26 protein-coding genes and 3 tRNA genes are annotated in these 24757 nt (G+C 51.6%); 17 read left to right on the top strand and 12 right to left on the bottom strand.

Features of this window, described 5'->3' with window-relative positions; translation table 11 throughout:
• The first annotated feature begins 301 nt into the window (after positions 1-301).
• From uvrY to ACT9TW_RS19780, 6 genes are all read left to right on the top strand, one after another.
• The gene (gene uvrY, locus ACT9TW_RS19805) at positions 302-958 is read left to right on the top strand and encodes a UvrY/SirA/GacA family response regulator transcription factor (protein ID WP_182061559.1); all 657 of its coding nucleotides are present in this window, start codon (positions 302-304) and stop codon (positions 956-958) included.
• Complete coding sequence (gene uvrC / locus ACT9TW_RS19800) at positions 955-2787, top strand: excinuclease ABC subunit UvrC (RefSeq protein ID WP_446493461.1); 1833 nt, start codon at positions 955-957, stop codon at positions 2785-2787. The genes uvrY and uvrC overlap by 4 nt, the downstream gene beginning before the upstream one ends.
• Before the next feature lie 56 nt (positions 2788-2843).
• Positions 2844-3392: a CDP-diacylglycerol--glycerol-3-phosphate 3-phosphatidyltransferase gene (gene pgsA / locus ACT9TW_RS19795; RefSeq protein ID WP_006176115.1), complete on the top strand. Its 549-nt coding sequence runs from the start codon at positions 2844-2846 to the stop codon at positions 3390-3392.
• Between the two features lie 152 nt (positions 3393-3544).
• Positions 3545-3620 (top strand) — tRNA-Gly (locus ACT9TW_RS19790).
• A gap of 51 nt (positions 3621-3671) precedes the next feature.
• Positions 3672-3745, top strand: a tRNA-Cys gene (locus ACT9TW_RS19785).
• Between the two features lie 11 nt (positions 3746-3756).
• Positions 3757-3843, top strand: a tRNA-Leu gene (locus tag ACT9TW_RS19780).
• A gap of 95 nt (positions 3844-3938) precedes the next feature.
• Here the strand turns inward: ACT9TW_RS19780 and ACT9TW_RS19775 are convergent.
• Positions 3939-4340 (bottom strand): DUF6979 family protein, encoded by a 402-nt coding sequence (locus ACT9TW_RS19775; protein ID WP_182061557.1) that lies wholly within the window; start codon positions 4338-4340, stop codon positions 3939-3941.
• A gap of 87 nt (positions 4341-4427) precedes the next feature.
• On the opposite strand from ACT9TW_RS19775, the gene ACT9TW_RS19770 reads away from it, so the two are divergent.
• Complete coding sequence (locus ACT9TW_RS19770) at positions 4428-5123, top strand: hypothetical protein (RefSeq protein ID WP_182061556.1); 696 nt, start codon at positions 4428-4430, stop codon at positions 5121-5123.
• Positions 5124-5249: 126 nt separating this feature from the next.
• Here the strand turns inward: ACT9TW_RS19770 and ACT9TW_RS19765 are convergent, their stop codons facing one another.
• The 5 genes from ACT9TW_RS19765 to ACT9TW_RS19745 all read right to left on the bottom strand — a co-directional run bounded on the left by ACT9TW_RS19765 (position 5250) and on the right by ACT9TW_RS19745 (position 10270).
• The gene (locus ACT9TW_RS19765; protein WP_182061555.1) at positions 5250-5966 is read right to left on the bottom strand and encodes an ABC transporter ATP-binding protein; all 717 of its coding nucleotides are present in this window, start codon (positions 5964-5966) and stop codon (positions 5250-5252) included.
• Complete coding sequence (locus ACT9TW_RS19760) at positions 5963-6838, bottom strand: ATP-binding cassette domain-containing protein (RefSeq protein ID WP_182061554.1); 876 nt, start codon at positions 6836-6838, stop codon at positions 5963-5965. The genes ACT9TW_RS19765 and ACT9TW_RS19760 overlap by 4 nt, the downstream gene beginning before the upstream one ends.
• Positions 6835-8124: a high-affinity branched-chain amino acid ABC transporter permease LivM gene (livM, locus tag ACT9TW_RS19755; RefSeq protein WP_446493460.1), complete on the bottom strand. Its 1290-nt coding sequence runs from the start codon at positions 8122-8124 to the stop codon at positions 6835-6837. Before livM ends, ACT9TW_RS19760 begins: the two co-directional genes overlap by 4 nt.
• A gap of 11 nt (positions 8125-8135) precedes the next feature.
• The gene (locus ACT9TW_RS19750) at positions 8136-9050 is read right to left on the bottom strand and encodes an ABC transporter permease subunit (RefSeq protein WP_182061552.1); all 915 of its coding nucleotides are present in this window, start codon (positions 9048-9050) and stop codon (positions 8136-8138) included.
• A 98-nt stretch (positions 9051-9148) separates the two neighbouring features.
• Positions 9149-10270, bottom strand: coding sequence for a branched-chain amino acid ABC transporter substrate-binding protein (locus ACT9TW_RS19745; protein ID WP_182061551.1), 1122 nt, complete (start codon positions 10268-10270; stop codon positions 9149-9151).
• 418 nt (positions 10271-10688) lie between these two features.
• Here ACT9TW_RS19745 and ACT9TW_RS19740 point away from each other — a divergent pair, with 418 nt between their 5' ends.
• Positions 10689-11357 (top strand): YecA/YgfB family protein, encoded by a 669-nt coding sequence (locus tag ACT9TW_RS19740; protein WP_446493459.1) that lies wholly within the window; start codon positions 10689-10691, stop codon positions 11355-11357.
• Between the two features lie 32 nt (positions 11358-11389).
• Here the strand turns inward: ACT9TW_RS19740 and tyrP are convergent, their stop codons facing one another.
• Positions 11390-12601 (bottom strand): tyrosine transporter TyrP, encoded by a 1212-nt coding sequence (gene tyrP / locus ACT9TW_RS19735; protein ID WP_446493458.1) that lies wholly within the window; start codon positions 12599-12601, stop codon positions 11390-11392.
• 248 nt (positions 12602-12849) lie between these two features.
• Here tyrP and ACT9TW_RS19730 point away from each other — a divergent pair, with 248 nt between their 5' ends.
• Positions 12850-13191, top strand: a complete 342-nt coding sequence (locus tag ACT9TW_RS19730) for a hypothetical protein (RefSeq protein ID WP_182061548.1) — start codon at positions 12850-12852, stop codon at positions 13189-13191.
• A 71-nt stretch (positions 13192-13262) separates the two neighbouring features.
• On the top strand, positions 13263-13499 hold the full coding sequence (locus ACT9TW_RS19725; RefSeq protein ID WP_446493457.1) for a YecH family metal-binding protein: 237 nt from the start codon (positions 13263-13265) through the stop codon (positions 13497-13499).
• Between the two features lie 36 nt (positions 13500-13535).
• On the opposite strand, the gene ftnA is transcribed toward ACT9TW_RS19725, so the two are convergent.
• Together ftnA and yecR are read right to left on the bottom strand one after the other, a co-directional pair.
• On the bottom strand, positions 13536-14033 hold the full coding sequence (gene ftnA / locus ACT9TW_RS19720; protein WP_182061546.1) for a non-heme ferritin: 498 nt from the start codon (positions 14031-14033) through the stop codon (positions 13536-13538).
• Between the two features lie 202 nt (positions 14034-14235).
• Positions 14236-14574 carry a YecR family lipoprotein gene (gene yecR, locus ACT9TW_RS19715; RefSeq protein WP_166715907.1) on the bottom strand — a complete coding sequence of 113 codons (339 nt, stop codon included), beginning with the start codon at positions 14572-14574 and terminating at the stop codon, positions 14236-14238.
• Positions 14575-14850: 276 nt separating this feature from the next.
• Between yecR and ACT9TW_RS19710 the strand changes: the two genes are divergently transcribed.
• Positions 14851-15489, top strand: coding sequence for an RpiB/LacA/LacB family sugar-phosphate isomerase (locus tag ACT9TW_RS19710; RefSeq protein WP_446493456.1), 639 nt, complete (start codon positions 14851-14853; stop codon positions 15487-15489).
• A gap of 72 nt (positions 15490-15561) precedes the next feature.
• Here the strand turns inward: ACT9TW_RS19710 and ACT9TW_RS19705 are convergent, their stop codons facing one another.
• Positions 15562-16980: an MFS transporter gene (locus ACT9TW_RS19705; protein WP_446493455.1), complete on the bottom strand. Its 1419-nt coding sequence runs from the start codon at positions 16978-16980 to the stop codon at positions 15562-15564.
• Positions 16981-17194: 214 nt separating this feature from the next.
• Between ACT9TW_RS19705 and azuC the strand changes: the two genes are divergently transcribed.
• Together azuC and ACT9TW_RS19695 are read left to right on the top strand one after the other, a co-directional pair.
• Complete coding sequence (gene azuC, locus ACT9TW_RS19700; RefSeq protein ID WP_014832437.1) at positions 17195-17278, top strand: stress response protein AzuC; 84 nt, start codon at positions 17195-17197, stop codon at positions 17276-17278.
• A 107-nt stretch (positions 17279-17385) separates the two neighbouring features.
• Complete coding sequence (locus ACT9TW_RS19695) at positions 17386-17637, top strand: DUF2766 family protein (RefSeq protein ID WP_014070732.1); 252 nt, start codon at positions 17386-17388, stop codon at positions 17635-17637.
• A gap of 79 nt (positions 17638-17716) precedes the next feature.
• Here the strand turns inward: ACT9TW_RS19695 and ACT9TW_RS19690 are convergent, their stop codons facing one another.
• Together ACT9TW_RS19690 and ACT9TW_RS19685 are read right to left on the bottom strand one after the other, a co-directional pair.
• Entirely contained in the window at positions 17717-19060 is a 1344-nt protein-coding gene (locus ACT9TW_RS19690; RefSeq protein WP_446493454.1) for an anaerobic C4-dicarboxylate transporter, read from the bottom strand.
• Between the two features lie 157 nt (positions 19061-19217).
• Positions 19218-19721, bottom strand: a complete 504-nt coding sequence (locus tag ACT9TW_RS19685; protein WP_446493453.1) for a non-heme ferritin-like protein — start codon at positions 19719-19721, stop codon at positions 19218-19220.
• A gap of 549 nt (positions 19722-20270) precedes the next feature.
• Here ACT9TW_RS19685 and ACT9TW_RS19680 point away from each other — a divergent pair.
• The 4 genes from ACT9TW_RS19680 to araH all read left to right on the top strand — a co-directional run bounded on the left by ACT9TW_RS19680 (position 20271) and on the right by araH (position 24723).
• On the top strand, positions 20271-20828 hold the full coding sequence (locus ACT9TW_RS19680) for a DJ-1/PfpI family protein (RefSeq protein ID WP_446493452.1): 558 nt from the start codon (positions 20271-20273) through the stop codon (positions 20826-20828).
• 316 nt (positions 20829-21144) lie between these two features.
• Positions 21145-22137 carry an arabinose ABC transporter substrate-binding protein AraF gene (gene araF / locus ACT9TW_RS19675; protein WP_182061539.1) on the top strand — a complete coding sequence of 331 codons (993 nt, stop codon included), beginning with the start codon at positions 21145-21147 and terminating at the stop codon, positions 22135-22137.
• Between the two features lie 76 nt (positions 22138-22213).
• Positions 22214-23728: an L-arabinose ABC transporter ATP-binding protein AraG gene (araG, locus tag ACT9TW_RS19670; RefSeq protein ID WP_446493451.1), complete on the top strand. Its 1515-nt coding sequence runs from the start codon at positions 22214-22216 to the stop codon at positions 23726-23728.
• A 14-nt stretch (positions 23729-23742) separates the two neighbouring features.
• Positions 23743-24723, top strand: coding sequence for an arabinose ABC transporter permease AraH (araH, locus tag ACT9TW_RS19665; protein WP_446493450.1), 981 nt, complete (start codon positions 23743-23745; stop codon positions 24721-24723).
• Positions 24724-24757 lie beyond the last annotated feature (34 nt).

The following is a 24757-nucleotide window of genomic DNA, read 5'->3' as shown; positions in this document are numbered from 1 at the left end:
TACAATTAATTGTTTAACGTTGGTACCGCTGCCGTTAATTATTGTTACAAAAATTTGAGTTCTGTTTTTTCTTAGGTTTTTTTAGGGTTGTTTTGTAACCTTTTGAATACAGATGCTTAAAAATAGCCTCATAAACCCTGTCAGCGCTGCGTTTCTTTCCACCCGGTGTACAGGCTAATTTCCAAAAACGAGAGCAAAATCGAATAGCGGGTTTTTTAACGTTTTAATCTTGTGAGGAAAACCGTTAATATAAACCAAATTAGCAGTCAGTTGCGTTATCCCTATTCTGGAGACATTTCCTTTGATCAACGTCCTTCTTGTTGATGACCACGAACTGGTGCGCGCAGGGATACGACGCATTCTTGAAGATATAAAAGGTATCAAAGTTGCCGGTGAAGCCTGCTGTGGTGAAGATGCTGTTAAATGGTGTCGCACTAACTCGGCGGACGTCGTGTTGATGGATATGAACATGCCCGGTATTGGTGGGCTGGAAGCCACGCGTAAAATCGCCCGTACCTTTATTGATACAAAAGTCATCATGCTGACAGTGCACACTGAAAACCCGCTGCCCGCCAAAGTGATGCAGGCGGGTGCTGCCGGGTATCTCAGCAAAGGTGCTGCCCCGCAGGAAGTCGTCAATGCTATCCGTTCAGTGTTTGCCGGTCAGCGCTATATCGCGTCGGACATCGCTCAACAAATGGCGTTGAGCCAGATTGAACCCGACAAAACAGAATCGCCATTCGCCTGTTTGTCTGAGCGCGAATTGCAGATTATGCTGATGATCACCAAAGGCCAGAAAGTGAATGAGATTTCAGAACAACTGAATCTCAGCCCGAAAACGGTGAACAGCTACCGCTATCGTATGTTCAGTAAACTGAACATTCACGGCGATGTCGAACTGACTCACCTGGCGATTCGCCATGGTCTGTGTAATGCAGAAACCTTAACCAGCCAGTGAGCGATGTGTTCGATTCAAAAGCATTTCTGAAAACCGTTACCAGCCAGCCAGGCGTTTATCGGATGTATGACGCTGGCGGTACGGTTATCTATGTAGGGAAGGCGAAAGATCTCAAAAAGCGTCTCTCCAGCTATTTTCGCAGCAATCTAGCCTCCCGTAAGACCGAAGCACTGGTCGCGCTTATCAACAGCATTGATGTCACCGTGACCCACACTGAGACAGAAGCGCTGCTGCTCGAACATAACTACATCAAGCTTTACCAGCCGCGCTACAACGTGTTGTTGCGTGATGACAAGTCATACCCTTTTATTTTTCTCAGCGGTGATACCCATCCACGCCTGGCAATGCACCGTGGCGCAAAACATGCGAAGGGTGAATATTTTGGCCCGTTCCCTAACGGGTACGCCGTGCGTGAAACCCTGGCGCTGCTGCAAAAAATCTTCCCGGTTCGTCAATGCGAGAACAGCGTTTATCGCAACCGCTCACGTCCCTGTCTGCAATACCAGATTGGGCGCTGCCTGGGACCATGCGTTGCCGGCCTGGTGACGGAAGAAGAGTATGCTCAGCAGGTGGAGTATGTGCGCCTGTTTTTAGCCGGAAAAGACGATCAGGTGCTGACGCAGCTGATTGCCCGTATGGAAAAAGCCAGCAGCGCGCTGGAGTTTGAAGAAGCTGCGCGTATTCGCGATCAGATCCAGGCCGTGCGCAGGGTGACCGAGAAGCAGTTTGTTTCTAATACAGGTGACGATCTTGATGTGATCGGCGTTGCCTTTGATGCCGGGCTGGCCTGCGTCCATGTGCTGTTTATTCGCCAGGGCAAAGTGCTCGGTAGCCGCAGCTATTTCCCGAAAGTGCCTGGTGGTACGGAGCTTGGCGAGGTTGTTGAAACCTTTGTGGGCCAGTTCTACCTCCAGGGCAGCCAGATGCGCACGCTGCCTTCTGAGATCCTGCTCGATTTCAATCTTGATGATAAAACCCTGCTGGCCGATTCACTTTCTGAGCTGGCCGGGCGGCGCGTCAATGTCCAGACCAAACCGCGCGGCGATCGTGCGCGTTATCTCAAGCTGGCGCGAACCAATGCCGCCACGGCATTGACCACCAGGCTTTCGCAGCAGTCGACAGTCAGCCAGCGTTTGACCGCCCTGGCAACGCTCCTGAAATTACCTGAAGTGAAGCGTATGGAGTGTTTTGACATCAGCCATACGATGGGTGAACAGACGGTGGCATCCTGTGTGGTGTTTGATGCCAACGGCCCGCTGCGCGCGGAGTATCGGCGCTATAACATCACCGGCATCACGCCAGGCGATGATTACGCGGCCATGAATCAGGTGCTGCGTCGTCGTTATGGCAAAGCGATAGAAGAGAGCAAGATCCCGGATGTTATCCTGATTGACGGCGGCAAAGGGCAGCTTGGTCAGGCGAAATCCGTGTTTGAATCGCTGGACGTGACCTGGGACAAAACGCACCCGTTGCTGTTAGGTGTCGCAAAAGGGGCGGATCGTAAAGCGGGGCTGGAAACATTGTTTTTCGAGCCTGAGGGTGAGGGGTTCAGTTTGCCGCCGGATTCTCCTGCGCTGCACGTGATTCAGCACATTCGTGATGAGTCCCACGATCATGCGATCGGCGGACACCGTAAAAAACGGGCAAAAGTGAAGAACACCAGTACACTTGAAACCATTGATGGCGTGGGTCCAAAACGTCGCCAGATGCTGTTGAAGTATATGGGTGGATTGCAAGGATTACTCAATGCGAGCGTTGAGGAAATTGCAAAAGTGCCGGGTATTTCGCAAGCACTGGCAGAAAAGATCTACTACTCGTTGAAACATTGAGGGCTCTGTAGCAACATAGAGCTAAATTTTACTGACAACAGACAGTTACCGTCATTATGCGATTTAATATCCCTACGTTGCTCACTCTCTTTCGCGTCGTGCTCATCCCGTTCTTTGTATTGGCGTTTTACCTGCCGGTTGTCTGGGCGCCTTTCGCGTGTGCACTGATTTTCCTTGTTGCTGCCGTAACTGACTGGTTCGATGGTTATCTGGCCCGCCGCTGGAACCAAAGCACCCGTTTTGGCGCATTCCTTGATCCGGTTGCTGATAAAGTCATGGTGGCTATCGCCATGGTGCTGGTGGCCGAACACTATCACACCTGGTGGGTGACACTGCCTGCGGCGACAATGATTGGTCGTGAGATTATTATCTCTGCGCTGCGCGAGTGGATGGCGGAGCTGGGCAAACGCAGCAGCGTGGCTGTGTCGTGGATCGGTAAAGTTAAAACAACGGCGCAAATGGCAGCGCTGGTCTGGATGCTGTGGCGTCCTAACGCCTGGGTTGAGTGGGCGGGTATTGGTTTGCTGTGGGTCGCTGCGGTTCTGACATTGTGGTCAATGTTGCAATATTTGAACGCTGCGCGCGGGGATTTGCTTGAACAGTGATCGTTTCGCCGTAAATTTCAGCAAACGATCCAGGGATGCAAAAAATAACGTTGACTCAAAACGTCATATAAGTAGAATGCAACGCATCGAACGGCGGCACAGCTAGCCGGACGATAATGAAATCAAGTGATTAGATAATTACCTGGTGACATGCGGGAATAGCTCAGTTGGTAGAGCACGACCTTGCCAAGGTCGGGGTCGCGAGTTCGAGTCTCGTTTCCCGCTCCAGATTAAACACATCGGCAATTGCGGGTGTGAGTCGAAAGACAAAAGATTTAAGGCGCGTTAGCAAAGCGGTTATGTAGCGGATTGCAAATCCGTCTAGTCCGGTTCGACTCCGGAACGCGCCTCCACTTTCTTCCCTGGCCGGATGGTGGAATCGGTAGACACAAGGGATTTAAAATCCCTCGGCGTTCGCGCTGTGTGGGTTCAAGTCCCACTCCGGCTACCATGGGAAATAAAGAATAAAATCAATGATAAGCAGTGTCGTTAAACCACCGAAAGGTGGTTTTTTTGTATCTGAAATTCATGTCATGTACGCGCCTGCTAAGGCACGGTCCCCTCGATAAGCAATCCCGCCTCTTTGAGAGCAAGCACGACATTCATTTGCTGATTGTGGTTGGCTGGCAACTGGCTACAGTCAGCTATGCTCAGTGTCCACAAAGCCTGAGGGGTATAATCTGCATCTGGTTCTGCAAGCAAAAGCTGGGCTGCCCGGATCGTATAATCCTTATTCGGCCCGGCTAATGCCCGCGTAGAAAGGTATTCTCCGGCGGGAACATCTTTCACCCAGCCAAACTGGCATAACCCAAGGAATGCTGATTTAGGGCAAGCTTTCTCTTTTCCTGCGACCGCCTGGCTCCATGCTTCGACAGGTGTGAATCGCTGCCTGATAAGTTCTACCGCATTCAGGGTAATAACGCCGTAGCTACTTTGACTGGCTTTCATTATTGATTATGCCTTGCATCGGATTGCTGGATCTAACGATGATATCATCTGATGAAAAGTGAGGGGCTTGTAAGGGTAACAAAAAAGATGACAGAACCGCAGGTAACTGGACGACGTAAAGCATTATGGGATGCCTTCTGCCACAACCAGAAAATAACAGAAAACAGCACACTTCTGTTCGATACGGACCATGAGTCTATCGTGCGCGTCCGGCAGGTAGGGAAGACGTTATCCAGAAGCATTCTCTCGCGAAGTGAATCGATGGAAGCGCGGGTGATTGCTGAAACAAATATTCTGCTGAAGGATATTGAACACAACAGTGAACAGTATGATGGTCTTATCTATATGATGTTTACACGTCAAAATGATGATGTCATCCCGCTCTATATTGGTAAAGCTGAATCCAAAGGACGCAGTAACCCTGTGTCTGCCAATATAAAGGATGTGGCTCGCGTTAAAGATAAATTCGCCCGTTGGGGGGATAACTACCAGTACCATATTGGGGATCTGAGTGCATCTGTACTACCAGGCCACGATGCAAGGTATGTCACATTAAAATATCAGCATTGGGCGGAAAGCCTGTTTGTTTCATATCCAGCGGAACGGCCACAATTAAAGCAGGATATCTGGTTCTGGTGTAAAGCATGGAACAAAAATAATACAGGTATATGGCCTGAATTTGGCCCAATAAGATTAACGTTTCTGGAATATCTGTTAATTGGCGTGGCAAGTTCGCTATTCCCTGAGACATTGCTTAACCGTGAAGGGCATAGTCGTAGCTGACTGCAATAAGACGATTCACTGCCCTGCATTTTATCACCACTGAAGAGATAGCCCATTGCATGATTTGCGAAGGGCTATTAACTCAATCCGGGTATCACCAGCAAGAAATCACCTGTTAAGGCATCGCTACGCCCCGCCCAAATAAGCCTTCCTTACCTCCTGATTCCCCAGCAGCTCCTCACCGCTGCCGCTCAGTCTGATTTGCCCGTTGACCATCACATAACCCCGGTCAGAGAGCTTCAGCGCGTGATGCGCATTTTGCTCCACCAGGAAAATGGTCATCCCGTTGCGGGCCAGTTCGCGCAGGGTCTGGAAGATCTGTTTCACCACGATAGGGGCTAACCCCAGGCTCGGTTCATCCAGCAGCAGTAGCTTGGGCCGGCTCATCAGCGCCCGGGCGATGGCCAGCATTTGTTGCTCCCCGCCGGACATGGTCATCGCGCGCTGTTTGCGGCGCTCCTTCAGACGCGGGAACAGATCAAACATGCTTTGCATATCCTGTGCGGCATACTGATTGCCGATGGGGATAGTCCCCATCAACAGATTTTCTTCCACCGTCATATCCGGGAAAATACGCCGTCCTTCCGGTGCCTGTGCAATGCCGCCGGCGGCAACGAAGTGCGTCGACTGGTGGCTGATATCATCCCCGCAAAACAGGATTTGACCCTTTCTGATGCGCGGCTGCCCGAAGATAGACATCAGCAGAGTGGATTTCCCCGCGCCGTTCGCGCCAATCAGCGCCACGGTTTCCCCCGGGTTAACCTGCAAGGAAACCTGTTTTAACGCCTGGATCACGCCGTAGAACACATCCACTTCACGAAACTCCAGCATTGCCTCGCTCATATATTGACCTCGCTCTCATCGGTGCCCAGATAAGCGGCAATCACTTTTTCATCGTGCTGGATCTGCTCGGGTTTTCCCTGAGCAATGACATCACCGTGGTCGAGCACAATAATGTCGTCCGAAATCTCCATCACCATCCCCATATCATGTTCAATCAGCAGCACCGTTATCTGGTGATGATCGCGCAGAAAACGGATGATTTTACTGAGCGTGCGGGTTTCAACCGGGTTCAACCCGGCGGCAGGTTCGTCCAGGCAAATCATCTCTGGCCCGGTGCACATGGCGCGCGCAATTTCCAGCCGACGCTGCTGCCCGTAAGACATCTCGCCCGCCAGCCGGTTGGCGCAATCCACCAGATCCACCACCTCCAGCCAGTAAAAGGCCCGGTCCAGGGCTGCACTTTCCGCCCGGCGATAGGCAGGGGTATTAAGCACACCGGCAATCAGATTACGGTTTACCTGCATGTGCTGCGCGACCAGCAGGTTTTCCACTACCGACATCTCCCGAAATAGCCGAATATTTTGAAAGGTGCGGGCAAGCCCGGCGCGGTTCACCAGATGCGTTCCACCGAACATCTTGTAAAAAAGACGCTGCCCCAACTGCGTCGGGTTTATCCAGTCGCCTGGCTGAAATTTTTGCCCCAGCACCTGAATCACATTGGTGGTTTTACTGCGGGTGTTGAACATAATGTTGCCGCCGGATGCCTTATAGAACCCGGTCAGGCAGTTAAATACCGTGGTTTTACCCGCACCGTTCGGCCCAATCAGGGCGGTTATCGAACCGCGTTGTACCTCCAGATTGACATCGTTTAACGCCTTAATACCGCCAAAATGCATCATCAGATGTTCAACGCTTAAGATCGTTCCGTTCATGGCGCGACTCCCTTACGCACGGCAAAACCGCTGCGGTTAATGCGGATCAGGCCGCGCGGTCGCCAGATCATCATGACCACCATCAACATGCCAAACAGCAGAACGCGATACTCCGCAAAGCTGCGCAACAGTTCCGGCGTGACGGTAAGCACAAAGGCGGCAAGCACCACGCCCACGGTCGAACCCATACCGCCCAGCACCACAATGGCGAGGATCAGCGCCGACTCAAAAAAGGTAAACGAGGTGGGATTCACAAAACCCTGATAAGTCGCGAAGAACACCCCGGCAATCCCGGCGGTGGACGCACCCAGAGTAAAGGCCGAGAGCTTCACCAGCACATGATTTAGCCCCATTGAACGGCAGGCAATCTCGTCCTCGCGCAGCGCTTCCCATGCCCGGCCGATCGGCATCCGTGTCAGACGATGTTTGATGTACAGCACCAGAAGCACCACCAGGAAGAGGACTGCATAGATAAAGATAAACTTCAGGTTCGGGTTATAGGTCAGGTGGAAAAACTCATGGAAGGGGACGCCTCCCTCTTTGGCGCGCCGTCCAAATTCCAGGCCAAAAAAGGTCGGCGGCGGGGCGGAGATACCATTCGGACCGCCGGTGAACGACAGCCAGTTATTGAGGATCAGGCGGATAATCTCTCCAAACCCCAGTGTCACAATCGCCAGGTAATCCCCGTGCATTCGCAGCACCGGAAAGCCCAGCAAGGCACCCGCGGCGGCGGCCATCAGTGCGGCAAGCGGCAGCATGGACCAGAAACCCAGCCCAAGATACTGATACCCCAGCGCCAGGCCGTAAGCGCCAATGGCATAAAAGGCGACATACCCCAAATCCAGCAACCCCGCCAGACCCACCACAATATTCAGCCCAAGACCGAGCAACACATAAATCAGGCCCAGAATGGCAACGGTCAACACGTATTTTGTGGCGACAAAGGGGAAGCACACGGCGAGCGCGATAACCAGCGGGATAATCCAGCGCATCCGGCTTTTATAATCTGCCGGGCGAACATAAACGCCCGCGTTATCCGTTTCAAAACGGGACAAGAAATGCATCCCGGCATGAGTACCTAAAAAGGCGCTGAGCATAAACCGCCCGACCATGACGATGGCGACAATCCACGCCAGCCGGGGCCCCGCAAAGTTAAAGCTGTAACCATCCAGAACAACACCCACAATCGGGCCGAAAATGATGAGCGCAACCATGCCTGAGAAAATCGTATCCAGGATACAGCGCTTCAGTGAGAAACCGTCAGACGACACAGCGTGTGATGTCATGTCATTCTCCCTCACACTTTAGCCACGACAGGGCGGCCAAGCAGTCCCTGTGGGCGGAAAATCAGGATAACCACCAGTAATCCAAACGAGAACACATCTTTATAATCCGAGTTCACCATCCCGGAGAACTGCGCTTCGGCGACGCCGAGGATCAACCCGCCGAGCATGGCGCCTGGTAATGAACCTATTCCCCCAAGTACCGCTGCGGTAAAAGCCTTAATACCAATGACGAACCCGGCGTAAAAATCAAACGTGCCGTAGTTCATGGTGATCAACACCCCGGCAAGGCCTGCCATCGCCGCGCCAATCACAAAGACCAGTGAAATGATCCTGTCTGTGTTGATCCCGAGGATCGAAGCCATTTTGCGATCCTGCTGAACCGCGCGGCACATGCGTCCTAAGCGGGTATTGCCGATTATCCAGGTCAGCAACAACATTCCCAGGAACGAGGCGACCAGAATAAAGACTTTGGTATAGGTTATCTGGACAAAACCATCACCCAGATGGAAACGGAGCACGCCATCAAGCATAGTGGGAACCCCTTGCTGACGCGGCCCCTGACTGATTTGCGCGTAGTTTTGCAGGATGAGTGACATCCCGATGGCGGAAATCAGCGGTGCTAAACGGGTGGAGTTGCGTAGCGGTTTATACGCAATGCGCTCTATCGTCCAGCCATACACGCCCGTCACCACAATGGTAAAGACCAGTGTGCCGAGAATGAGCAGGGGGAACGATTGCAAACCGAAGAACGACAGCAGCGCCAGGCCGATGGCGCAGAGATAGGCAGAAATCATATACACTTCGCCATGAGCGAAGTTAATCATGCCGATAATGCCATAAACCATGGTGTAACCAATGGCGATCAATCCATAGACAGAACCGAGTGTTAGGCCATTGATTAATTGTTGCAGGAAGAATGTACTCATCTTAGCGCGCTCTTTATAAAGGCCGCGTGAACTGCGCAGCCTGATGTTTATTTCGCGCCGGCAGAAGACCTGCCGGCGTTGAGCGTGACTCCATCCCGTTACTGCACTTCCTTATATTTCCCTTTGTCATCCCACTGATACACAACGTAGTCAGACACTTTCAGGTCACCTTTACTATCCCAGGCTTTTTTACCCATCACGGTTTCAACCGGGTTGGCTTTCAGCCATTCGCTGGCTTTGGCGGAATCCGTACCACCGGTTGCTTTGAATGCCGCAGCAATGGCCTGTACAGAGGCGTAGGAGTAAAGGGTGTAACCTTCCGGTTCAAATTTGCCTGCGCGGAATTTCTCGATAACGGCTTTGCCATCCGGGATCAGACGCGGATCTTTACCGAAGGTCATATAAATACCGTTGGTGTATTGCGGCCCACCTGCGGCGGTCACCATCTCTTCATTGACGATACAGTCGCCAGAGAAGAATTTGGCCTGTACACCTTGCTCACGCATCTGGCGCACCAGCGGGCCGGCTTCCGGGTGACAGCCGCCGAAGAACACCACGTCTGGTTTCTGTGCGCCAATTTTGGTGACCAGGGCGTTAAAGTCTTTCTCACCACGCGATAAGCCTTCGTACATCACGTCCTGGACACCGCGTTTCGCCAGTGCGGCTTTGGTGGCATCCGCCAGCCCCTGACCGTAGGTATCTTTATCATGAATGATGACGACCCGTTTGGCTTTCAGCTTATCGATGATGAAATCGCTGGCAACCAGACCCTGCTGGTCATCGCGTCCGCACATGCGGAACATATCGCTCATGCCGCGTTCGGTGATAAGCGGGTTGGTTGAACCAGGGGTGATGGCAATAATCCCCGCATCGCTATACACCTCTGAGGCGGGCATGGTTGAGGAGGAGCAGAAATGGCCAATAACGGCTTTGACTTTATCCTGGTCGACTAATCGGTTAGCAACCGCAACGGCCTGTTTAGGCTCGCAGGCGTCATCGCCCTGAACCAGCTTAATTTTCTCACCGTTGATCCCTCCTGCGGCGTTAATGTCTTCTGCTGCCTGTGTGGCACCATGCCAGTACTGATCGCCATACGTGGCATTAGGGCCAGTGAACGGCCCGGCGACACCAATAACAATATCCGCCTGGGCGGAGAATGCGGTCACCAGACAACCTGCCAGCACAAGAGAAAGAGGACTTCTGATAAATTTCAGCGACATTATTATGTTCCTTAGCGAAGAGGTTTTTGCACGAGGTTAAAGCCCGAACGCCCGACGGCGTTGCCAATCCAAAAACAAAAACGAGAACAAAATGCACTAAACACGACAACATACTGCTTATTACGGCGAGGGTTCCTTGCGCAAAATTCGCGCGCAAAACAACAAGCAAAATAGTTGCCAGAATTGTTAACCCATTGACCGGGCTGCGACATGTTTGAGTATAGAGTGCCGTTTTACGCCGCCTTGCGGGACGCAATGAAATTACAGCGGAGATCACATCTCGTTAACAAGAATGCCCATAAGTTGTGCAATGGTCACGGTTTGTGCTTTTTTGCACCAATAAAGACCTAAACTTCAGATAGGCATGGCGTGCGATATATGCCAGGATCTTTTCCTTTTTTTATCAGGAGTGTCAGCGATGACGGAAGGCCCATTAAATGAAGGCGAAATGGCGTGGCTGGAAGAGACATTAATCTCTTACGGGCATGAAGATGCGTCAGTTATCGACGTGTCTGAACTGGACGGTATGCTCACCGCAATCCTTTCTGGCCCTGTTGTGGTTGAACCCGATGCATGGCTGGTGGCTGTCTGGGGTGGCGAAAAATATATCCCACGCTGGAAAAACGATCGCGAAATGAACCGCTTTATCGACCTTTGCTTTAAGCATATGAACGATATTGCCGAGCGACTGAGCGAATATCCGGAACAGTTTGAACCGATGTTTGGTTTTAACGATGTGGATGGTCAGAGCTACACGGTGGTTGAAGAGTGGTGCTACGGCTACATGCGCGGTGTGGCACTGACCGACTGGTCATCATTACCGCAAGAGCTGAAAGCCGATCTGGATGTGATTGCTCTGCACGGTACCGAAGAGAACAGCGACAAGCTGGATGAACTGACCGAAGAAGAATACACCGCCAGTATTGAGGGTATCCAGCCTGCGGCGCTGCGTTTGTACAACTACTGGGTCGAGAATCCGCAGCAGCCTGTCGCACAAAAACCGGTCGTAAATGGCGCGAAAGTTGGGCGCAACGATCCGTGTCCGTGCGGTAGCGGCAAGAAGTTTAAAAGCTGCTGTCTGCACTGATAAAAAAGGGGCTACCAGGTAGCCCCTTTTTTTTAACCCACTACCGGCAGCAGCCCTGCTGCAATCAAAAACTGCACCAGAATAACCACCACACCGCAGGCGAACACAATACACAGCAGCGGTTTACCACCCGCAACCCGGTAGCCTTGTTCCGGATGCTGCTGGCGGCTTTTCCATGTCAGCAGGGAAGGCAGCAGCAGGGCAAGGACGGATAACGCCACACCGGCATAACCCAGCGCCATCACAAAACCACGCGGATAAAACAGCGCAAACGCCAGCGGTGGCAGGAAGGTGATTGCCCCTGTCTGAATACGCCCGGCAGCGGTGTTACGACGCTGGAACAGATCGGCCAGGTAGTCAAACAGGCCAAGCGCCACGCCGAGGAACGATGTTGCCAGCGCCAGGTCGGCAAACAGATGCACTGCCAGCTCAACGTGTGAAGAGGTCACCACGTCACGCACCGCCACCAGGAAACCATTCAGACCCGAATGTTCGGCCATCAGGCCAACAAAAGTTGAAGAATCAATACTGCCCAGCGTCACCAGCTGCCAGAAAATATAGGCAATCAGCGGAATTGCGCTACCAATCATAAAGATGCGGCGCAGCTTGCGGATATCACCATTCATATAGCTGACGATACTAGGCACGCTGCCGTGGAAACCAAACGAGGTGAAAATCACCGGAATAGCGGAAAGCGCCAGCCCTTTTTCCAGCGGCAGCGTCAGCAGGTTAACCTTGTGAACATGCGGTGCCAGTAAAACCAGCATTACGATCAGAAACAGAATTTTGGCGCTGAACAGAAAACGGTTGAACAGATCAACCAGCGATGTGCCCACACAAACAACGCCGCCGCCGATGAGGGCAAAGCAAATTGCCCCGGTGGCTGGTGTGATGCCGGTGCCGAACCAGTCATTGACGCTGGAGGCGATAAGCTCCCCGGCACCGCTGATGTAGGCCGCAGTCAGGGCATACATCAGGAACATCATGCTAAATCCGGTTATCCACTGGCCGTAGCGCCCCAGGTAGCGTGCCGCAAGTGACCCCAGGCCAGTATCAGCGGGAACGTGCTGATACACTTCCAGCAGTAATAACGCGGTGTAGCACATCAATGCCCACAGGCAGAACAGTAATATCAGCGTTACGCTGAATCCGACACCTGCCGCCGCCAGCGGCATGGCCAGCATTCCTGCGCCAATTGTGGTGCCAGCGACGATAAAAATACTTCCCAGGGTTCTGTTTTTCACGCTTTCCTCTACAACGAACTTACATCGCGACAAAATCTGCGGCGCAGAGTAAGGGAAAAGCGCTATCTCGTCAAATCACCGTTACAAGTGGTGTAATCATTAGTTTACGCTTTGCCCGGCGGGCTTAAACCTGGGCAACTCACTGATCCTTTTTGGGGTTTTGCCTACTTCATAAGGGCAATGTTATCGCGCGAAAATCAGGCGTATCTTAAACAGTAAAGATAAATTATCAAAAAAAGTGAGGGGTAATGGCGGGGACAAATCCATTCACGGCAGCCTGGAGTCGCGGCGGTAATTTACTCTGTCACGGACACTGGATTATCAGCTGGCAGGATAAAGCACTGACGCTGCCGGAGTCCCGGCAGGACAAAGACATGGGCACCTGGGCCATTTATTCCATTATTGACCCGGAAGATGAAACCTTTGCCCAGGGGCTAACGGAAGATGACTGGATCATCGAGAACGTCGAATGGCTGACCGATCTCTTCTTCGATGCCGGTGTACCGCTGGAAACGGCAAATTATCGTTACTTTTACCAGGCCGTTAATCCACATGACTGGCGTTGTACTAGCTGCGCGGGGTGCATGTAAACCTGCGCCAGCGCAAGGCGCATTTCTCCTGGAGCGTATAGTCTGCTTACTTCTTTTCAGAGGGGATAAAAATGTCGATCCACGGACATGAAGTGCTCAATATGATGATTGAGTCTGGCGAACAGTACACAGAGCAAAGCCTGGTTGCGGCTATTCAGGCGCGTTTTGGCGAAGCAGAACGTTTTCATACCTGTTCAGCAGAAGATATGACGGCGGGTGAGCTGGTGGCATTTCTGGCGGCGCGTGGCAAGTTTATTCCGGCTGCGGAAGGATTTTCAACACACGAAAGTAAAATTTGCCGTCATTAAAACAGTGCGGAGCTGAATATTCAGCTCCGCATGATCTTAATTTTGTGTATCGAGAGTTGAAAGCTCTTTATCGATAAAGTAAAGACCTTCACCGGATTTACCCGCCAGAGATAATTTATCCAGCACGGATTTAAACAGCTTCTCTTCTTCGTGTTGCTCGGCAACATACCATTGCAGGAAATTAAAGGTCGGATAATCCTGGCTGGTCATTGCTGCGTGCGCCAGTTCGTTAATTTTCTGGGTGATCAGTTGCTCGTGTTCGTAGGTGGCGCGGAACAGTTCATCAAGCGAAGCGTATTCCGCGAACGGTGACTCAACGGTGGCAATGCGCGGCAGGCTGCCCGTATCTGTCAGATAATCAAACAGACGCTGCATGTGCGTCATCTCTTCCTGAGCATGACGGCGCAGAAACGCAGCCGCACCTTCAAAGCTGTGATAGCTGCACCAAGCGCTCATCTGTTGATAGAGCAGGGATGAGCACAGTTCAAGGTTCATTTGAGCATTGAGCTTGTCGATCATTTCAGTTTTCAGCATGGTGCAGCTCCGGTTTATTATTTCTGGTTCACGATGAGCGCCACTATAATTTGTTATTTAATTATTTGCAAAAAGTAAAATAAATAACTTTTTATTAAAAATACGAATGGGAATAAAACGCATTGGCGCTTTTTATATTTATTAATGAGAATTGTTTTTGTTCTTAATTGAATATACTGCCAGTCAGCACTGGCAGTAAGGATTAATACCAGGGATTAGCGCTATTTGGATTAACGGCATAACCCATGCACTTGTACTGGATGGTGACGGTTTCGTTCAGGCACAGTGAACCACTGATCAGGGTACAGGTTTTAATCGGCTGGCCGTAGGCAGAGGCAGTGGCATAACCCATGCTTTGACAGGCTTTTGCCGCGGTGCCGTTAGTGACGTAGTCATCGTAATGGGCGTTCTGGAGCATTGCCTGACCGTAGTCGAGACGGACTATCCCGTTTGGTGCATCCAGGTTACTCACTTCGGCCTTCCGGGTGACAGAACAACCCGCAAGTAACAGGAGCGTAGCGGCAACGAATACTCTTTTCATATATCGCTCTGAATAGATGGAGATACGTTATCCTAACCGCAGATGCCTGGCGCAATGCCAGGAATAGCCAGACAAACTGCCCTTTCTCTTTGCAACGGAGTACAACACACCTACCACAGGCGCATGTTTCGCGCCGAATCACCTCGAATTTGTGAGCGCCATTCTGTTTTTTAAAACAAGTTTTCACTTAATTTGAAAGCGCGTTTATTTGATAGTAAGGTGATGTCTTCAGGTATCCACGGCGGGCTACCCCGCAACGCATTCAGGAGAGTAAAGATGAAAATTGCACTGATGATGGAAAACAGCCAGGCGGGTAAAAATGCCATCATCCTTAACGAGTTGAACGCTGTTGCCGATGAGAAAGGCTTCCCGGTGTATAACGTCGGGATGAGTGATGAAAACGATCATCATCTGACCTACATCCACCTGGGGATTATGGCGAGTATTCTGCTGAATTCCAAAGCCGTGGATTTCGTTGTGACCGGCTGCGGCACAGGGCAGGGCGCGCTGATGTCCCTGAACATTCACCCGGGCGTTATCTGCGGGTATTGCATTGACCCGGCTGACGCATTCCTGTTTTCACAGATCAACAACGGTAACGCGCTGGCACTGCCATTTGCCAAAGGCTTTGGCTGGGGTGCCGAACTGAACGTGCGCTTCATCTTCGAAAAAGCCTTTACTGGCCGTAAAGGTGAAGGCTACCCACCAGAGCGTAAAGAGCCACAGGTGCGTAACGCCGGGATCCTGAACCAGGTGAAAGCGGCGGTAGTGAAAGAAAATTATCTGGATACCCTGCGCGCTATCGATCCTGAGCTGGTGAAAACCGCCGTAACCGGCCAGCGTTTCCAGCAGTGCTTCTTCGAAAACTGCCAGGACAAAGAGATTGAAGCCTTTGTTCGCGGGATTGTTGGCTAATCCCGTGTCGGCCGGATGATCCGGCCGATAAACAGTGCGTATCACAGGCCCGATAAGCAATATCGGGCTTTTTTATTTCTTCACCGACACTGCGCTGCCTGCATCTTTGGTCAGGCGTAAGGTATCAAACATCCCCACCAGGCAAATAATCGCGATAACTACAAACGCCAGCCGGAAGCTGATGCCGGGTATCGCCGCCATCCCGATGGCATCACTGACCTTTTCGCCAATACGAATACCAATTGCCCCGAGCGTAATGCCCAGCCCAACGGCAAGCTGCGTGGCGGTGGAAAACAGCGTGTTGGCATAGCTCATCTGGGCCGACGGAACATCGGCAAAAGCCAGCGTGCTCACGGCCGTAAACTGAATCGAGCGGAACACCCCGCCCAGATAGAGGATCAACATAATCAGCCAGACCGGCGTGTGCGGGGTAAGAAACGCACAGGCCAGCAGCGCCAGCACGTTTAATGCGCCATTAATCAGTAACAGGCGTTTAAACCCTAAACGGCGGATGAGTGGTGTGGTTGCGGGTTTAATCGTCAGATTCCCGACAAATACTGCCAGCACCAGCAGACCGGAATGAAACGCATCCATGCCAAAGCCGACCTGGAACATCAGCGGCAACAGGAAAGGCACGGCACTTATTGATGCACGAAATAGCGAGCCACCGTACATCGTGACCCGAAAGGTCGGAACCTGCATCGCATCCAGGCGGATCATCGGCCACTGCACGCGCTGGAAATGGCGCAGGGCGAAGATCAGAGCGGCGGAGCCGATGGCTAACAGCAGCAGCGTCAGCCCCTCCTGCATATGCTGCCCGCCCATGGATTCCATCGCGTACACCAGGCTCACCATGGCCACCGTTGTGGCGACAAAACCCGGTAAATCAAAGGGCCGACGGGCATCTTCATGAAGGTCGGGAATGATCTTCAGCGCCAGAATAATAGCGGCGATACCCAACGGGACATTGATGAAAAAGATCCAGCGCCAGTCTGCATAGCTGGTAATAAAACCGCCGAGCGGCGGGCCGATAATCGGGGCGACCAGTGCGGGCCAGGTTAGCGTGGCGATAGCGGTAATAAGTTGGTGTTTTGGTGTGGTGCGTAAAACCGCCAGGCGGCCGACAGGCACCATCAGCGCGCCGCCCATCCCCTGAAGCACACGCATAGCAACGAACTGATCAACCGTCGTCGACAGGCCACAAAATACCGATGCCAGGGTGAAGATGGCCAGTGCAAGGGCGAACACCTTGCGTGCGCCGAAGCGGTCGGCAATCCAGCCGCTGGCGGGGATCAGCACGGCAAGCGTAATCAGATATGCACTGATACCAATATTAAGGTCAACCGCCTGTACGTCGAAACTTTTTGCCATGTCCGGCAGTGCCGTGGCGATAACCGTACCGTCAAGAAACTCCATAAAGAAAGCACCGGCGACCAACAGCGCCGCAGGCGACAAGCCCCGACTCTCTTTGCCGGTTATGTTTTCACTCATTTTCTTCCTGCCGTATCAAAAAAAATTATAAAAATTTACTGGAATTTATAGGTGCGTAACTTACGGATTTACCGCGATTTTTCTTAACAAACTGGTAGCACTGGTGGATTTATAATCGTGACGGAGGTCACAAAAATATTGATTTCTGTGACGGTGGTCATATTATAAGCGCATTGACAATAACACCTGCATAACAAATTACCGGAGCATCACAATGAAACTGCGCAAAATCCTGAAAAGCATGTGGGCTAACTACTGCAACACATTTAAAGACGTACCACCGGGTGCTATGTTCTGATGGAAAAACCTGCTTCGGCAGGTTTTTTTATGCCTGTAAACGACGAGAGGGAGATGAAAGGGCCCACGTTTTGCTACTATGGCTGCCTTTAAATAAGGAGAAAGCCTATGTCTCAAAACCTGAGCGCCGATCAGGAACTGGTGTCTGACGTCGTTGCATGTCAGTTGGTTATCAAACAAATCCTTGATGTGCTGGATGTGATTGCGCCGGTTGAAGTGCGCGAAAAAATGTCCAGCCAACTGAAAACCATCGATTTCACCAGCCATCCTGCTGCGGCAGACCCGGTTACGCTCCGTGCTATCCAGAAAGCCATTGCGCTAATCGAGTTACGATTCACACCGCAGGGTGAGTCTCACTAAAATAAACCGATGTTTTGAAATTAGAAACACTTTTCTGAAAAACGTCTCCGGGCGACAGAACTGTCGCCCGGAGAGGCTCTTAAAAGAACGTCTGCACCAGTAAATAACTCGCCGCACACGCACAACTCACACCAATCAGCCCCGGCAGTATAAAGCTGTGGTTAAGGATAAACCGGCCAATGCGCGTGGTTCCTGAACGGTCAAAGCCGATACAGGCCAGATCGCTTGGATAGGTGGGCAGGACAAAATAGCCGTAAGAGGCCGGGAAGAAAGCGATCAGCATTTTAGGATCGATACCTAGCATTAACCCCATCGGCGCCACCGCCGTGAGCGCGGCAGCCTGACTGTTGACCAGCTTAGAAACCAGAAACAGTACGATGGCATACGTCCAGGGATGACTTTTCACCACGCCTTCAAGCGCCATTTTTAGCTCATCAAGGTGCGCCTGGAAAAAGGTATCGCTCATCCACGCCACGCCAAATACCGAGAAAATCGCGACCATCCCGGCTTTGAATACGGCGCCGTTTGAGATGGTTGCAGCATTGACCTTACAGGCGACTAACATCACTGCCCCGGCAATGAGCATCATCATCTGGATGACCAGATTCATCGAAAGAGCTGTCATTTTGCCTTTCACGTCGAAGGCTGGCCGCAGCTCTGGCAACGCCCCCAGCAGCACGACCACGGCAATCCCGGCGAAGAAGATCCACGTGGACCAGTACGCCTGTTTCGGGAAGCGCTGATTCATTAGGGTTTCCGTGCCGCCATAAATAAACTCACGCTGTTTAGGGTCTTTTATCCTCTCCTGAAACTCCACGTCATCCGCCAAATTTTTGCCGCGCCGCAGGCTCCAGAGCGCCGCGATAGCCACGCCAAAAAGTGACGCAGGAACTGATACCGCCAGGATTTCGAGGATCCCCCAGGCGTGCCCAATTCCGTGTTGCGCACCCAGAATCGACACCAGAGAAACCACCGCCACGGACACCGGGGACGCGGTGATCGCCATTTGCGAGGCCACAGAGGCCACCGCCATGGGGCGTTCAGGGCGAATGCCTTTTTTCAGCGCGATATCGGCAATGATGGGAAACATGGTGTAAACCACATGCCCGGTCCCGCATAAAAACGTCAACATCCATGTGGTAAAGGGGGCAAGGAGGGTGATGTGCTGCGGGTGCTTACGTAACAGCCGCTCGGCGAATTGCATCATCACATTCAGGCCGCCTGCCGTCTGCAATGTAGCCGCACAGCCAATAACGGCCAGGATCGTCAACATCACGTCAACCGGGGGTTTACCCGGTTGCAGGCCGAAGACAAAACACAAAACGAACAGACCGATACCGCTTATCAGGCCAAGACCCATGCCGCCGAACCGCGTTCCCGCAAGCAGGCAGAGGATAATGACAATAAACTCGATGGTAATCATGAAGCTCCCTCGTCAAAGATAATGAAATTATGTAAATCATTACATGATGTAGGGATATTCATTGGGAGCGAGATCTGATTTGTTAAATGTCAGAAAAAGCAGAGGGTTGATAATAAAGAAGGGTGCCTGCATCGGGAAGAAGATGCAGGCTACAGGATCAGTGGTGCTGGTAATTCACAATATCGAGTAAATGGCGGTCGGTCTGTTCCTGGCACAATCCGGCACGTTTCGCATTATGGATCTCAGCCGCCAGGGTTTTCAGCAACACGCCATCCTGCTGTTGCTCTTTGCCCATATCCTGCAAAAAATGCAGCGTGGTGCTGTCTTTCTGCGCTTTGGCTTCATCTGCCAGGCTGTTTAGTGTGGTGCAACGCTGTTCGTACTCCTCCAGCGTTTTCTGGAAAAGATCTTCCAGGCAGGAGTAATCGTCTTCCATCGTATCGATGGCTTTAACGATAGGGTTAGCCCCAACATGCTTCATAAAATCAAAGACACGCATCATATGGGTGACATTACTTTGCGCCTGCGAGCGAAAGAAGGTGGCTGTACCGTTAAGGCTGTTCTCAGAACACCAGTCGCTCAAATACAAATGCAGATTAGAGGCGTAAAACTCCAGATTCATCTGGGCATTAAGTTTCTGAATCATCGCTTGGGTAGCCATACTAATATCCTTATTTACTGTGGGCACGAATGCCCGCTGCTTAACCTGGTTCGGCAGGTCGTTGACGCTTACCGCACAACGTAATCAACGCACGATAATGGAGAGCAGAATAGAGATATTCTGCATTGACTGAATGTGTTCGAATATTCACGTCCTGTGTTCGATACAAATAAGCATACCCTTGCCAGAGGAGTAAGAAAACTCTTAAGGCTGTTTATTTTACGTTACATTACAAATTTTAATATACTTTAAGTAATTAAATGGGGGTACATAGTCATTTATTTATTAACTTATTGAAATTAAACGTTTTGATTATTTATCATATAGATTGTTGCAATAACTAAATAACCGGTAGATGGATGTAATGTGTATCCGTGTAATCACAGGTAAAACAATATATCTTTCGGGTGATATATGATGTGATGGAAAAATTGCGCCAGATCATTTTTCTTCTATATGCCTGTTTCTGTGATCCGATCGTAAGTTTGCTCTCGTGCATTATGAAAAAATGAAACATCGTTTTATGTTTTATTCAATGGCGAGGTGAAAATGGCTAAGGTTGCGGTGCTGCTGGCACCAGGGTTTGAAGAAGCGGAAGCAATTATTACGATTGATATTCTGCTTCGTATGAATATTGAAGTGGAAACGCTCGCCTGTGCGGAGTCTCGTGCCGTGGTGAGCTACCACAATATCCCCATGGTGGCAGACAGCACGTTGCTGGAAAGTATCGATACGCTGTATGACGCTGTCGTGTTGCCCGGCGGACCGCAGGGGAGCGTAAATTTGGCGGCAAACCGGGATGTCCTGCGTTTTGTTGCGGCGCATGATGAAAGCGGTAAGTTTATCTGCCCAATCTGCTCTGCCGCTGCCCGGGTACTCGGCGCAAATGGCTTGCTGAAGGGGCGTCGCTATGTCTGTTCCGGTGATTTATGGCAACAGGTCAGCGACGGCGTATTTGTCGATGCGCCGGTGGTGGAGGACAAAAACCTCATCAGTGGCAAAGGGCTTGGACACGCCTTTGATTTCGCCCTGACGCTTTCTGCACGTCTGCTGGGCGACGAAATTCCCGTGCGCGATCACGCGGATCACATCTATTACACCTGGTAATTTTCCTGCCGGGCGTTATGGCGTCCGGCTTACAGGGATTTCTTAGCTGACCTTATGGATAATTCTGCTTAGCTGCCTTTCATTTGTCCGACAATATCTGCCGTTTTTATGTCATTTTCCGCTGAATTTATGTACGCAATTACTGTAATTCTGCGGTGTGATGGCGCTCTCTTATGGATGATTAATTTCCCGCTAAAACTATCACCAGCACTAACGCTTATGACGAGGTAAGCGCTAATGCCTTGTTTTAAGTCCGATTAAATAAGAAGCACGCAAATATTCCCTACAGAAAAGAATGCTAAAGCTGGAGTTTACCATGCACAAATTTACTAAAGCTCTGGCGGCCGTTGGACTGGCTGCTGTTATGTCACAATCCGCTATCGCAGAAAATTTAAAACTCGGTTTTTTGGTGAAACAACCTGAAGAACCCTGGTTCCAGACCGAATGGAAATTCGCTGATAAAGCCGGGAAAGATTTAGGTTTTGACGTGATTAAAATTGCCGTGCCGGACGGTGAAAAGACCCTGAATGCCATTGATAGCCTGGCGGCCAGCGGTGCGAAAGGATTCGTTATCTGTACGCCTGATCCAAAACTCGGTTCCGCGATTGCCGCAAAAGCACGTGGCTATGACATGAAAGTCATCGCCGTTGACGACCAGTTCGTCAATGCTAAAGGTAAACCAATGGACACCGTGCCGCTGGTCATGATGGCAGCTACCAAAATCGGTGAACGCCAGGGCCAGGAACTTTATAAAGAGATGCAAAAACGCGGCTGGGACGTGAAAGAAACCGGCGTGATGGCCATTACCGCGGATGAGCTGGATACTGCCCGCCGCCGTACCAGCGGTTCAATGGATGCCCTGAAAGCGGCCGGTTTCCCTGAAAAACAAATCTACAAAGTACCGACCAAATCCAACGACATCCCGGGTGCGTTTGACGCGGCTAACTCCATGCTGGTACAGCACCCTGAAGTGAAACACTGGCTGGTGGTCGGTATGAACGACAACACCGTGCTCGGTGGTGTGCGTGCAACAGAAGGTCAGGGCTTCAAAGCACCAGACGTTATCGGTATTGGTATCAACGGTGTTGACGCTGTGAGCGAACTCTCTAAAGCCCAGGCTACCGGTTTCTACGGCTCTCTGCTGCCAAGCCCGGACGTACACGGCTATAAATCCAGCGAGATGCTCTACAACTGGGTGACCAAAGGGGCGGAACCGCCGAAATTCACCGAAGTGACCGATGTGGTGCTGATCACCCGCGATAACTTCAAAGAGGAACTGGCGAAAAAAGGACTGGGTGGTAAGTCATAAGTAATTCGCTGTGATTGCGCCCCTCATGTCGCCGTGAGGGGCCAGACGTACACACTACAGGAATCACGGAGTCGTTATGCAACAGTCCTTACCGTATCTCTCTTTTCGCGGCATCGGTAAAACATTCCCCGGCGTAAACGCGCTGACCGATATCAGCTTCGATTGCTATGCCGGCCAGGTTCACGCCCTGATGGGGGAGAACGGCGCGGGGAAATCTACGCTGTTGAAAATCCTCAGCGGCAACTACGCGCCAACCACCGGTACGCTTGCCATTCGCGGCGAAGAGGTGGCATTTGCCGACACAACAGCCGCACTGAATGCGGGTGTGGCCATCATTTATCAGGAGCTGCATCTGATCCCTGAAATGACGGTGGCAGAAAACATCTATTTAGGCCAGCTTCCGCACAAAAGCGGCGTGGTAAATCGTTCGCTACTCAATTATGAAGCGGGGCTGCAATTAAAACACCTTGGGCTGGATGTCGATCCACAAACGCCCCTGAAGTATCTCTCTATTGGCCAGTGGCAGATGGTTGAAATTGCGAAGGCGCTGGCGCGTAACGCCAAGATTATCGCCTTTGATGAACCCACCAGTTCGCTCTCTGCGCGCGAAATTGAAAATTTATTCCGCGTGATACGCGAGCTGCGTAAAGAAGGCCGCATTATTTTGTACGTTTCGCACCGCATGGAAGAAATTTTCGCCCTCAGCGATGCCATTACCGTGTTCAAAGACGGGCGTTATGTGCGCACCTTTAGCGATATGCAGCAGGTCAATCACGATCAGCTGGTGCAGGCGATGGTCGGACGCGAACTGGGAGATATTTATCACTGGAAATCCAGAGAGTATGGCCCTGAACGCCTGCGTCTGGATAACGTCAAAGCACCTGGCGTGCGTACGCCGATTTCATTATCTGTACTCAGCGGTGAAATCGTTGGGTTGTTCGGCCTTGTCGGGGCGGGGCGCAGCGAATTAATGAAAGGGCTGTTTGGCGGGACACGTATCACCGAAGGCCAGGTCACTATCGATGGTGAGCAGGTCGATATCCGCAAACCCGCCCATGCCATCAGGGCAGGGATGATGCTTTGCCCGGAAGACCGCAAAGCCGAAGGGATCATTCCTGTGCACTCCGTGCGCGACAACATCAACATTTCAGCAAGACGTAAGTTTATCCGCGCTGGATGTCTGATTAACGATGGCTGGGAGTTGAGCAATGCCGATCATCATATCCGTTCGTTAAATATTAAAACCCCGGGGGCGGAGCAGTTAATCATGAACCTCTCCGGCGGCAACCAGCAAAAGGCGATCTTAGGGCGCTGGCTGTCGGAAGATATGAAGGTCATTTTGCTGGATGAACCCACCCGTGGTATCGACGTGGGGGCAAAACACGAAATCTATAACGTGATTTATGAACTGGCAAAACGCGGTGTGGCAGTGCTATTCGCCTCAAGCGATCTGCCTGAGGTGCTGGGGGTTGCCGACCGCATTGTGGTGATGCGTGAAGGTGAAATTGCCGGTGAATTGCTTCATGAACAGGCGAATGAACAACAGGCGTTGAGTCTCGCCATGCCTAAAGTTAGCCAGGCTGTCGCCTGAGTAAGGAGTTAATGATGTCCTCTGTTACTACATCTGGAGCACCAAAGTCGGCTTTCAGTTTTGGCCGCATCTGGGATCAGTACGGGATGCTGGTGGTTTTTGCCGCCCTGTTCATCGCCTGTTCTCTCTTTGTCCCGAACTTTGCCACCTTCATTAATATGAAGGGGCTCGGGCTGGCGATTTCCATGTCTGGCATGGTGGCCTGTGGGATGTTGTTCTGCCTGGCGTCCGGCGATTTTGATTTGTCTGTTGCCTCTGTGATTGCCTGCGCTGGCGTAACAACGGCGGTGGTCATCAATATGACCGAAAGCCTGTGGATTGGTGTGTTTGCCGGTCTGCTGCTTGGGGTGTTAAGCGGTCTGGTGAACGGTTTCGTGATTGCGCGCCTTAAGATTAACGCGCTGATCACCACCCTTGCGACGATGCAAATTGTGCGTGGTCTGGCCTATATCATCTCTGACGGTAAAGCGGTCGGGATTGAAGACGAGCGCTTCTTTACCCTGGGTTATGCTAACTGGTTAGGTCTGCCTGCGCCAATCTGGCTGACGGTGGCCTGTCTTATCCTGTTCGGTTTCCTGCTTAACAGGACCACCTTTGGCCGCAATACGCTGGCTATTGGCGGTAACGAAGAAGCGGCGCGTCTGGCGGGTGTACCGGTGGTACGCACCAAGATAATCATCTTTGTGTTGTCCGGGCTGGTGTCGGCAGCAGCGGGGATTATCCTTGCATCGCGTATGACCAGCGGCCAGCCAATGACCTCTATCGGTTATGAGCTGATTGTGATTTCAGCCTGTGTTCTGGGCGGGGTATCCCTGAAAGGCGGCATCGGAAAAATCTCATATGTGGTGGCCGGTATTCTGATTCTGGGGACGGTGGAAAACGCCATGAACCTGCTGAACATCTCTCCGTTCTCGCAGTATGTGGTTCGTGGTCTGATCCTGCTGGCAGCGGTTATCTTCGACCGTTACAAGCAAAAAGCGAAGCGCACCGTATAAGCCATTTCCTGCCTTTTAACGACCCAACTTATAA

It is taken from the genome of Enterobacter sp. C4G1, from assembly GCF_052886895.1.
This window is presented reverse-complemented; position numbering and strand designations above follow the sequence as displayed.